At 71.0% G+C, this 12,498-nt stretch carries 1 protein-coding gene; it reads left to right on the plus strand.

Going from position 1 to position 12,498, the window contains the following annotated elements; translation table 11 throughout:
* Positions 1-105 precede the first annotated feature (105 nt).
* Complete coding sequence (locus ACIG3E_RS37470) at positions 106-12,477, plus strand: amino acid adenylation domain-containing protein (protein ID WP_399624942.1); 12,372 nt, start codon at positions 106-108, stop codon at positions 12,475-12,477.
* Positions 12,478-12,498: the final 21 nt, after the last annotated feature.

Consider the following 12,498-nt stretch of genomic DNA (forward strand, 5'->3'; position numbering starts at 1 on the left):
GCATTCGACGTCGACCTCCTCGGCCTGCTTCAGGGCGAGTTTGAGGAATTCACGGTTTAGTTCGACGACCAACGTCAAGCCCACAGCTGATTAAGGGAGACATTGATGGCCCAGTCGCGGATCGAAGACATTTGGCCGCTGTCGCCACTACAGGCTGGGTTGCTCTTCCACGCGGTTTACGACGGAGAAGGGCCCGACGTCTACATAGGCCATTGGATCCTGGAGCTTGACGGGCCGGTGGACGCGGCCAGGCTGCGCGCGGCATGGGAGGCGCTGCTGACCCGGCACGCTCCGCTCCGGGCCTGCTTCCGGCAGCGTAAATCGGGTGAGACGGTGCAGATCGTCGTCAAGGACGTGGAGCTGCCGTGGCGGGAGGTCGACCTCTCCCACCTCGATGACCCCGACGAGGCCGTGCGGGCGCTGGCCGAGGAGGATCGGACGAAACGATTCGACCTCGCACAGGCGCCGTTGCTGCGGCTGACCTTGATCCGCCTCGACGACCGTACGCACCGACTGGTGATGACCTGCCATCACACGATCATGGACGGCTGGTCGTTGCCGGTCGTGGTCAACGAGCTGTCGAAGCTGTACCCGGCAGGCGGCGACCCGCTGGCCCTGCCCGCGGTGACCTCGTATCGGGACTACCTCGCGTGGCTGAGCAGGCAGGACAAGGAAAGGGCACTGGCGGCATGGGTGGCGCGGCTGCGCGGTGCCGAGGAGCCGACGCTGGTGGCGCCCGCCGATCCGGGGCGAGCCCCCGGCGTGCCGGACAGCGTCGAGGTCGAGCTGTCCGAGGCCCTCACGCGCTCGCTGGACGAGCTGGCCCGTGGCCATGGGCTGACGCTGAACACCGTGGTGCAAGGCGCGTGGGCGATGGTCCTGTCACGCCTTGCGGGCCGGACGGACGTGGTGTTCGGGGCGGCGGTGTCGGCGCGCCCGCCGGACCTGCCCGGCGTCGAGGAGATGGCGGGGCTGTTCCTCAACACCGTCCCGGTACGCGTGCAACTGTGCGGCTCGACGCCGGTCATGGAACTCCTTGCGGAATTGCAGAGGCGGCAGTCGGCGCTCATACCTGACCAGTTCGTGGGGCTTGTGGACATACAGCAGGCGGCTGGCCCCGGCGCGGTCTTCGACACCTTGATCGTCTTCGAAAAGTTCCCCAACAAGCCCGCCGAATCGGACTCCGAGGGAAACTTTGGCATTCGAATACATCAGGGCCGGGTAGCCGCCCACTATCCGCTGACGCTGGTCTGCGTCCCCGGCGCGTCAATGCTCTTCAAACTCGACTATCTGACGGAAATCTTCGACCGGGCCACAGCATTCTCCATCGTCGAGCGGTTGAAGGAGGTTCTGCGTCAGCTGACGGACGCGGGCGACCTGACGGTGGCCGAAGTCGATGTGACGAGTGCGGCCGAGCGCGATGTGGTGGTCAATGAATGGGGTACGACCGCCGCCATGGCGCCGGGCCGACCGGCCCCGGAGCTGTTCGACCGCCAGGTGGAGCGCCGCCGCGACAAGGCAGCGGTCGTCGACGGCGAGCGGGCGATGTCGTACGGGGAACTGGCCGAGCACGCGGAGCGCCTCGCCGACTATCTGCGCGGCAGGGGAGTTGAGCGCGGGGACCGGGTGGCCGTGGTGATGGACCGGTCACCCGAGCTGGTCGCGACGTTGCTCGCGGTGTGGAAGGCAGGAGCGGCGTACGTCCCCGTGGACCCCGCCTACCCGGCGGAACGCGTGAAGTTCATGCTCGCGGACGCGGAACCGACCGCAGTGGTGTGCGCGGAAGCGTACCGAGATGTCGTGCTGGACGGAGGGCTCGACCCGATCGTCCTGGACGACGCCCGGACACGGCAGGCGGTCGCGGAGTGCACCCGTCTGTCCGTCGACGTACACGCTGACGACCTCGCATACGTGATGTACACGTCGGGGTCGACGGGAACACCGAAGGGCGTCGCGGTGTCGCACGGCAACGTCGCGGCGCTGGCCGGGGACCCGGGATGGACGATCGGCCCTGATGACGCCGTGTTGATGCACGCCTCGCACGCCTTCGACATATCCCTGTTCGAGCTGTGGGTGCCGCTGCTGTCGGGCGCCAGGGTGGTGCTGGCCGGATCGGGCGCGGTGGACGGCGAGGCTCTGGCCGGATATGTGGCGGGCGGTGTCACGGTCGCCCATCTGACCGCGGGGACCTTCCGGGTGGTGGCCGAGGAGTCACCGGAGTCGCTCGCCGGTCTGCGCGAGGTCCTGACCGGTGGCGACGCCGTGCCGCCCGCGGCGGTGGAGCGGGTGCGGCGCAGCAGCCCTGACGTGCGGGTGCGGCATCTCTACGGCCCGACGGAGACCACGCTGTGTGCCACGTGGTGGCTGCTCGAACCCGGCGACGCGGCGGGATCAGTGCTGCCGATCGGACGACCGCTTTCGGGGCGACGGACCTACGTCCTCGACGCGTTCCTGCGACCGGTGCCTCCGGGCGTGGTGGGCGAGCTGTATGTCGCTGGAGCCGGTGTGGCGCAGGGCTATCTCGGCCGTGCGGTCTTGACGTCGGAGCGGTTCGTCGCTGATCCGTTCGTCCCCCGCGACGCGGCGGCGCACAGCGCCTCCGCGGGGGACGGTGGCCGGGTGACAGGCGAGCGCATGTACCGGACCGGGGACCTGGCGTACTGGACGGACCAGGGTGCGCTGGCATTCGCCGGACGTGCCGATGACCAGGTCAAGATCCGCGGGTATCGAGTGGAGCCCGGCGAGATCGAGGTGGCCCTCGCCGACCTGCCCGGCGTCGGCCAGGCCGTCGTGTCCGTACGCGACGAGCAGCACCTGATCGGTTACGTGGTCGCTGAAGCGGGGCACGACGTCGACCCGGTCCGGCTGCGCGAGCAACTCGCGGAGAAGCTGCCCGAGTTCATGGTTCCGGCCGCGGTCCTGGTGCTGGGCCAACTGCCGTTGACCGTCAACGGAAAGGTGGACCGGCAGGCCCTGCCCGACCCGGACTTCGCCGCGAAGGCGGTCAGCCGGGAGCCGGAGACGGAAGCCGAGCGCATCCTGTGCGGAGTGTTCGCCGAAGTCCTCGGCCTGGAACGGGTCGGGGTCGAGGGCAGCTTCTTCGAGCTGGGCGGGGACTCGATCTCGTCCATGCAGGTGGCCGCCCGTGCGCGACGCGAGGGGATCTTCCTCACCCCGCGGCAGATCTTCGAGCACCGGACCCCCGAGCGACTCGCGGCACTGACACAAGAGGCCCTGACGACCCGCGTACGGGACCGCGCCGAGGCCGTCACAGGCGTGGGAGAAATCCCCTGGACACCGGTGATGCGAGCCCTCGGGGACGCCGCGGCGCGCCCTGGCTTCGTGCAGGCGAAGGTCGTCGTCACCCCGGCGGACCTGAGTCCGGATGCCCTGGTGAGCGCCCTGCAAGCGGTGCTGGACGTGCACGATCTGCTGCGGGCACGGGTGACACCCGACGGACGGCTGTTCGTGGCCGAGCGCGGCGCGGTGGACGCGACCGGCCTGGTCACGCGGGTACCGGCCGGGACCGCGGACCTCGATGAGCTGGCCGAGCACGAAGCCAGGACGGCGGCGGCCACGCTGAACCCGTCGGCGGGAACCATGGTGCGGGCCGTGTGGGTCGACGCCGGAAACGACCGGCCGGGCCGGTTGGCTCTGGTGGTGCATCATCTGTCGATCGACGCGGTCTCGTGGGGAATCCTGCTGCCGGATCTGCGGTCGGCGTACGACGCGGTGATCTCCGGCGAGCTTCCTGCCCTCGAACCTGCGACGACCTCGTATCGGCATTGGGCGCGGCGGCTGACCGAGCAGGCGTTCAGCGAGAGCACGATCGCTGAAGTCGATCACTGGGTCGCCGTACTGGACGGTGCGGATGCGACCGCCGTACTGGATGGTGCGGGCCCGTCCGCCGTACTGGACGGTGCGGATGCGTCCCTCGAAAGGCAGCCCGGGCGGTCGCACTCGTGGTCATGGACCCTGTCCGGAGCCACGGCACGCAGCTTGGTGGCCCGGCTGCCGCAGGCTTTCCACTGCGGGATCCACGAAGTCCTGCTGGCGGGCCTCGGGGGTGCGGTGGCGCGCCGGAGCGGCGCCGGGGCCGGGATCCTGGTGGACGTGGAAGGCCATGGCCGCCATGCCGCCGATGGTGAGGATCTGTTGCGGACCGTGGGCTGGTTCACCAGCGTGCACCCGGTCCGGCTCGATGTCTCCGAGGTGGACCTTTCCGCCGCGGCAGCGGGGAACGCTGAGGCCGGGCAGTTGCTGAAGGCCGTGAAGGAACAGGTCCGTGCCGTCCCCGGCGACGGCCTCGGCTACGGGCTGCTGCGCTATCTCAACCCCGATACCGGGGCCGTGCTGGCCGAGTTGCCGTCCCCGCAGATCGGCTTCAACTACTTCGGCCGGTCCAGCCTCGCCACCGAGGACACCCCGTGGCAGGGGTGCGAAGAGTCGCTCGGCGGCGGTCCCGAGATGTTCGCGGCCCACCCGGTGGAGGTCTCCGCGGACGTTCAGGACACACCCGCCGGACCCCGGCTGAGGCTGGCCGTCCAGGGCAGGGATCTCGACCCCGCCACGGTGGAGCGGCTCGGCGAGGCATGGCTGGAGATGCTGACCGGCTTCGCGGCGCTGGCCGAGGGACCCGACGCCGGCGGGCACACCCCGTCCGACTTCGGCCTCGTCGAGCTGACGCGGCGGGACGTGGCGGAGCTGGAGGCCGCGGCACCAGGGCTGACGGACGTCTGGCCCCTGTCACCGCTTCAGGAAGGCATGCTCTTCGAGCGGGCCATCGACGAGGACGGCGTCGACGTCTACCAGAGCCAGCGGATCCTGGACCTCGACGGACCGGTCGACGCACCACGGCTGCGTGCGGCGTGGCAACGCCTCGTCGCCCGGCACGAGTCGCTCCGGACGAGCTTCCACCAGCTCGGATCCGGCGAGACGGTGCAGGTCGTAGCGGGCGAGGTCGAAGTTCCATGGCGTGAGGCCGATCTGTCGCACCTCGATGAGGCGGCCGCGGCGGCGGAGGTCGACCGCCTGCTCACGCGGGATCAGGCAGAGCGCTTCGACGTGACCAAGGCACCGCTGATCCGGCTGTTGCTGATCCGTCTCGGTCAGAACACGCACCAGCTCGTCGTGACGTCGCATCATGTCGTCCTGGACGGCTGGTCCACACCGATCGTCCTGGGCGAGATGGCGACGGGCTACGCGGGCGAACAGGGCTCGTCGACGCCCCCGTCCTATCGGGACTACCTGGCGTGGCTCCGCCGCCAGGACGAGCAGGCGTCACGAGCGGCGTGGCAGTCCGAGCTGGCCGGGTCGGACGAACCGACCAGGATGGACGCCGACGCGGACAAGACGATGGTCATGCCGGACGGGCACGCCGAATGGCTGCCCGAGGAGGCGACGCGGGCGCTCACCGGCTTCGCACGTGGCCACGGGCTGACGTTGAGCACGATCGTGCAGGGCGCGTGGGCGCTGGTGCTGGCACGCCTTGCGGGCCGCACGGACGTGGTGTTCGGGTCCGTGGTGTCGGGGCGCCCCGCGGACGTTCCGGATGTCGAGCGGATGGTGGGGATGTTCATCAACACCGTCCCGGTACGTGTGCGGCTCGACGGCAACCGGCCGGTACTCGACATGTTGCAGGACGTGCAGAGCCGCCAAGCGGCGTTGACGGAGCATCAGTACTTGGGGCTGTCGACAATCCAGCGCCTCGCGGGCACGGGCGCGATCTTCGACACCCTCGTGATGGTCGTGAACTACCCGGACGACGCCGCGGGGCCTGGGGGCGACGGTGGTTTCGCGATCAGCTCGGTCCGCACCCGGACCGGTACCAGCTATCCGCTGACGATGAGCGTCTCTCCCGGGGACCGCTTGCGGATCGACGTGGCCTACCGCCCCGATCGGATCGACCGGGAGACGGCCACTGAGGTCACCAGGCAGGTCGTACGGGTCATTGAACGGATGGTGGCGCAGCCCTCGCTTCCGGTGGGCCGCCTGGCCGTGACGGACGAGTCGACGCGTGGGTCGCTGGTGGAGCGCGGAAGCTCGACCGGCGAAGCGGCCGACAGGCGGTCGGTGCTTGAGCTGTTCCGCGAGCAGGCCGAAAGGACCCCGGACGCCGTGGCGGTCATGGACGGCGGACGCACCCTGTCGTACGCCGACCTCGACCGGCAGTCGGATGGGTTGGCAGGGCACCTCGCCGGGAGGGGCGTGCGGCGTGGCGACCGTGTCGGCGTGGTGATGGAACGCGGCGCTGACCTGTTCGTCGCCCTGCTCGCGGTCTGGAAGGCGGGGGCCGCGCAGGTGCCGGTGAACGTGGACTACCCCGCGGAACGGATCGACAGGATGCTGGCCGACGCCGGCGCGCGGGTGGCGGTCTGCGTGGGAGCGACCCGCGACGCGGTGCCGGACGCGGTCGAGCCGGTGGTCATGGACGCACCGGCGATCGCGGACGTGCCGCACGAGGCACCGCCCCTCACGGTCGGCGCGCACGACGTGGCCTACGTGATGTACACCTCGGGATCGACCGGGGTCCCGAAGGGCGTCGCGGTGCCGCACGCAAGCGTGGCGGCGCTCGCGAGCGACCCGGGCTGGTCGCAGGGCCCGGAGGACTGCGTGCTGCTGCACGCCCCCCATGCGTTCGACGCGTCCTTGGTGGAGATCTGGGTGCCCCTGGTCAGCGGGGCCCGCGTGCGGGTCGCGGAACCGGGCGCGGTCGACGCGCAGCGGCTGCGCGAGGCGATCGAAGGCGGCGTCACCACCGCCCATCTGACGGCCGGAAGCTTCCGCGTGGTGGCCGAGGAGTCGCCGGAGTCCTTCCGCGGGCTGCGCGAGATCCTGACCGGCGGTGACGCGGTACCCCTCGCGTCCGTCGCGCGGGTGCGCCGGGCGTGCCCGGAGGTTCGGGTCCGGCAGCTCTACGGCCCCACCGAGGCCACCCTCTGCGCCACGTGGCACCTCCTCGAACCGGGGGACGAGACGGGCGACACCTTGCCGATCGGCCGACCGCTGGCTGGACGGCGGGCTTACGTGCTCGACGCGTTCCTCCAGCCGGTGGCGCCCGACGTGACCGGAGAGCTCTACCTCGCCGGCGCCGGCCTCGCGCACGGTTATCTGGGCGCGGGCGGGCGGACCTCGGAACGGTTCGTCGCTGATCCGTTCGCCCCCGGCGACACGGCGGCGCGCAGCGCCTGCGAGGCGACGGGCGGGCGGATGTACCGCACCGGCGACCTGGCGCGCTGGACGGACCAGGGTGAGCTGCTGTTCGTCGGACGGGCCGACTCCCAGGTGAAGATCCGGGGCTACCGCGTGGAACCCGGGGAGATCGAGGCGGCCCTGGTCGAGGTCCCGCAGGTCGCGCAGGCGATCGTGGTGGTGCGGGAGGACAAGACCGGCGAGAAGCGGCTGATCGCGTACGTGACCACGGAAGGGGATCCGGGACCGGATTCCGACACGGTCCGCGAGCACCTCGCGGCGCGGCTGCCGGAATTCATGGTGCCCGCGGTGGTGGTGCTGGACGGCTTCCCGCTGACGCTCAACGGAAAGATCGACCGTGCGGCCCTGCCCGCTCCGGAGCACATCGCGAGGGCGGCCGGCCGCGAGCCGCGTACCGAGGCCGAGCGCGTGTTGTGCGACCTGTTCGCTGAGATACTCGGCCTTGACCGGGTTGGCGCCGACGACGGCTTCTTCGAGCTGGGCGGCGACTCGATCCTGTCGATGCGACTGGCCGCCCGCGCACGTCGCGAGGGTTTCGTCTTCGGGGCGAAGCAGGTCTTCGAGCAGAAGACGCCCGCGGGGATCGCGGCGGTCGCCGAGCGCGGCGGACCGGCGCGGACCGACGTCGCCGACGGCGTCGGCGAGGTCCCGTGGACACCGGTGGCGCGGGCACTGCTGGAACGCGACGCCCGTGCGATGACCCGACGCGCACCGGCGCAGTGGGTGACCGTGGGCGCGCCCGACGACCTGTCCGTGGACGTGCTGGCCGCCGGACTGGCCGCGATGATCGACACCCATGACATGCTGCGCAGCCGGATCGTCGAGACCGACACGGAGCAGCCCCGCCTTGTCGTGGCCGACCGGGCAGCGGTAGCCGCGGCGACGCTGGTCGAGCGGGTCGAGGCCGGTGCCGGAGACGTGGACGAGATCGCGGAGCGCTGCGCCGAGGAGACGGCCGCCCGCCTTGACCCCGCCGCCGGCGTGATGATCAGGGCGGTGTGGGTGGACGCGGGACCCGGCCGCCTCGGACGGCTCGTGGTGGTGGCGCACCACCTCCTGGCCGACGTCGTGTCGTGGCGCGTCCTGCTGCCGGATCTGCAGACGGCATGTGCGGCCGTGGCCGCGGGCCGGGAACCGGCGCTCGATCCGGTCGACGTCTCGTACCGGCGCTGGGCGCGCACGCTCGTCGAGCAGGCGGCGACCCGGACCGCGGAGCTGGAGACGTGGACGGCGATCCTCGACGGAGCGCAGTCGCTGCCAGGCGAGTTCGACCCCACGCGCGACACCATGTCGACCGCCGGACGCAGGACGTGGAGGGTGTCGCAGGACAAGGCCGGTGTGCTCGTGGCGAAGGCGACCTCGGCCTTCCACTGCGGTGTTCACGAGGTGCTGCTGGCCACTCTGGCGGGCGCGGTGGCCCGATGGCGCGGAGACACGACCGTCGTGGTGGACGTCGAGGGTCACGGCCGCCAGCCCCTCGGCGACCTGGACCTGTCCCGCACGGTCGGCTGGTTCACCGACATACACCCGCTCCGCCTCGACGTGGCCGGGATCGACACGGCCGAAGCCGTCTGGGGTGGCGACGCGGCAGGCCTGCTGCTGAAGAGCGTCAAGGAGAACGTGCGAGCCGTACCCGACGGCGGGCTCGGCTACAGCATGCTGCGGTACCTCAACGCCGAGACCGGCCCGGTCCTGGCGGCGCTGCCGAAGCCGGACATCGGGTTCAACTACCTCGGCCGCTTCTCGTCCCGGCCCGACGGCGCTGCGGAGCCCTGGCAGATGGTGGGGACCATCGGCGGTACGACGGACCAGGACGCGGCATTGCGGCACGTGCTGGAGATCGACGCGGTCGTGCTTGACGCCCCCGACGGGCCCGCACTCGAGCTGTCCCTGACCTGGGCCGGGCGCGTATTCGGCGAAGCGGAGGCGGAGTCGCTCGGGCAGGGCTGGCTGGACATGCTGACCGGCCTCGCCACCCACGTCGACGCCGGCGACGCCGGAGGGCACACGCCGTCCGACTTCCCGCTCACCGTGCTGACGCAGCGGGACGTGGCGGAGATCGAGGCCGCCGTACCGGACCTGATCGACATCTGGCCGCTGTCTCCGCTCCAGGAGGGCCTGCTGTTCCACGCCGCCGACGAGCGCGGCCCGGACGTGTACGCGAGCATGCGTACCCTCGTCATCGAGGGACCGCTGGACGTCGCCCGCTTCCGCAGGTCGTGGCAGGTGCTGCTGGACCTGCACCCCGCCCTGCGGGCGAGTTTCCACCAGCTCGGGTCCAGTGCGACGGTGCAGGCGGTCGCCCGCGAGGTGGCGCTGCCCTGGCAGGAGACCGACCTGTCCCATCTGCCCGAGGACGAGGCGCTGGCGGAAGTCGACCGTCTCGCGGCACAGCTGCACGCCGAGCGGTTCGACCTGACCCGGGCACCGCAGCTGCGTCTGCACCTGCTGCGTCTCGGCGACCGTCGGCACCGGCTCGTCTTCACGTCGCATCACATCGCGGCGGACGGATGGTCCCTGCCGCTCATCACCGGTGAGGTGCTGGCGGCGTACTACGCCGGCGGGACGGGTCGGGCGTTGCCGACCCCGACGTCGTACCGCGACTACCTCGCCTGGGCCGTCCAGCAGGACAAGACAGCCGCCCGGGAGGCGTGGCGGGCCGAACTCGCGGGGCTCGACGAGGCGACCCACGTCGTACCACCGGAGACGATCATCACGCCCGTCGAGCCCGACCGGGTCGGGTTCGCACTCGACGACGATCTGAGCCGGCGCCTGAGGGAGTTCACCCGCCATCACGGCGTGACGGCGAACACGCTCTTCCAAGGGGTCTGGGCACTGCTGCTAGCCCGGCTGACCGGCCGCGACGACGTGGTCTTCGGCGCCGCGGTGGCCGGTCGTCCGCCCGAGATCCCCGGTGTCGAGTCCGCGGTCGGCCTGTTCATGAACATGCTGCCCGTCCGGGCCCACCTGGCCGGCGCCGACCCCTTCGTCGACATGCTGGCGGACCTGCAACAGCGGCAGGTCGCGCTGCTACCGCATCAGCACGTCGGGCTGACCGAGATCAACCAGCACGCCGGGCCCGGCGCGGCATTCGACACGATCGTGGTGTTCGAGAACTACCCGCCCCCGCCGCCCGTGTCCGAAGAACCCGACGCCCTCATCATGCGTCCCGCGGGCATTCCGAACGACACCGGGCACTACCCCCTGTCCATGCGCGCGTCCGTGTCGGGCCCCGTCCACGGCGAAGTCATCTTCCGCCCGGACGCGTTCGAGCGGACCCGGGTCGAGGAGCTGCTCGCGTCGCTCCTGAGGGCCCTTGAGCAGGTCGTGGCCGATCCGCGCACACCGGTGGGACGGGTCGGCCTGATCGGACCTGAGCAGCGCCGCCTGGTGGTGGACGAGTGGAACAGGACCGACAAGCCGCTCACGGCGGAGACACTGCCGACGCTGTTCCGCCGGCAGGTCGACCGGACGCCGGACGCCCCGGCGGTGCAGGACGCGGCCCGGACCCTGTCGTACAGCCAGTTGCTCGGCGAGGTCGAAGCGCTGGCGCGGCTCCTCGTGGGCCTGGGCGTACGGCGTGAGGCCCGGGTGGGAGTACTGGTCGAGCGCTCGGCTGAACTCGCGGTGACCCTCATGGGGGTGACGTTCGCGGGCGGGGCGTTCGTGCCGGTCGATCCGGACTACCCCCGTGAGCGCGTCGAGTTCATGCTGGCGCACTCGGCGCCCGACGTGCTGGTGTGCACGAAGACGACACGAGAGGTCGTGCCCGCGGAGTTCACGGGCACGGTGCTGGTCCTGGAAGAGCTGCCCGCCGCCGATCCGGGTGTGGAGCTGCCGCGCGTGGCAGCGGACGACGCGGCGTACGTGATCTACACATCGGGGTCGACAGGAGTGCCCAAGGGCGTCCTGGTCGCCCACTCCGGGCTCGTCAACCTGGGGTACGCGCACATCGAGCGGATGGCCGTGACGTCGTCCTCGCGGATCCTCCAGCTGTCCGCGATCGGGTTCGACGCCATCGTCTCCGAGCTGTACATGGCCCTGCTGGCCGGTGCGACCTTGGTACTGCCCGACGCGACGAGCATGCCGCCCCGAGTGACACTGGGCGACGCGATCCGCAAGGCGGGCATCACTCACCTGACCGTGTCGCCGAGTGTGCTGGCGAGCGAGGACGACCTGCCGGACACCCTGCAGACAGTGCTGACGGGCGGCGAGGCACTCCCCGCCGCGCTGGTGGACCGCTGGTCGCCCGGCCGTCGGGTGATCCAGGCCTACGGTCCGACCGAGACGACCATCTGCTCGACGATGAGCGCCCCGCTGGCCCCAGGACACGACCAGGTCCCGCTCGGCGGCCCGATCCACAACGTGCGCCACTACGTGCTCGACGCCTTCCTCCAGCCGGTACCGCCGGGGGTGGTCGGCGAGCTGTACATCACGGGCGTCGGACTGGCTCGTGGGTACCTCGGACGCCCTGGCCTGACCGCGGAGCGGTTCGTGGCGAGTCCGTTCGCCCCCGGTGAGCGGATGTACCGCTCCGGCGACCGGTTCCGCTGGACCCCGGAGGGCCAGCTGCTCTTCGCGGGCCGGGTCGACGCGCAGGTCAAGGTGCGCGGATACCGGGTCGAGCCGGCGGAGATCGAGGCCGTGCTCGCGGAGCACCCAGGCGTCGGCCAGGTGGCGGTCGCGGTCCGCAGGGACGGCCCCGGCGACAAGCAGCTGGTGGCGTACGTCGTGCCGTCGGCCGACGCCTCCGGCGAGAACGGCACGCTGACCTCCGCGCTGCGCGAGCTGGCGGCCGAACGCCTGCCGGAGTACATGATGCCCGCGGCGTTCGTATCGCTGGAGCAGATGCCACTCACCCCGAACGGCAAACTCGATCACCGGGCGCTCCAGACCCTCGACTTCGCGGGCATGTCATCGAAGCGGGACCCGCGCACGGCGATGGAGGCGCGGCTGTGCGCCCTGTTCGCGGAGGTACTCGGCCTTGAGCGGGTCGGCCCCGACGACAGCTTCTTCGAACTCGGCGGCGACTCGATCATCTCGATGCAGCTCTCGGCCCGCGCCCGCAGGCAAGGGCTGGAACTGACCCCGTGGCAGGTGTTCGAAGAAAGGACGCCGGAACGACTGGCGTTGCTCGTCACGGAACTCCCCGCCGACGGCGATGCCACCGCGGCACCGGAGTCGTCGGCGGGCCCCCTCGTCGCTCTCTCATCCGACCAGATGGATCAACTCGAGGCCGGACTGGCCGGCGAACAAGCGCTGTAAGGAGCAAGATTGTGACCGTTG

The organism is Streptomyces sp. NPDC053474 (assembly GCF_044544845.1).
Classification (GTDB): domain Bacteria; phylum Actinomycetota; class Actinomycetes; order Streptomycetales; family Streptomycetaceae; genus Streptomyces.

Excerpts from the sequence above, each read along its gene's own strand:
- ACIG3E_RS37470 (WP_399624942.1), top strand. The coding sequence starts at position 106 with ATGGCCCAGTCGCGGATCGAAGACATTTGGCCGCTGTCGCCACTACAG.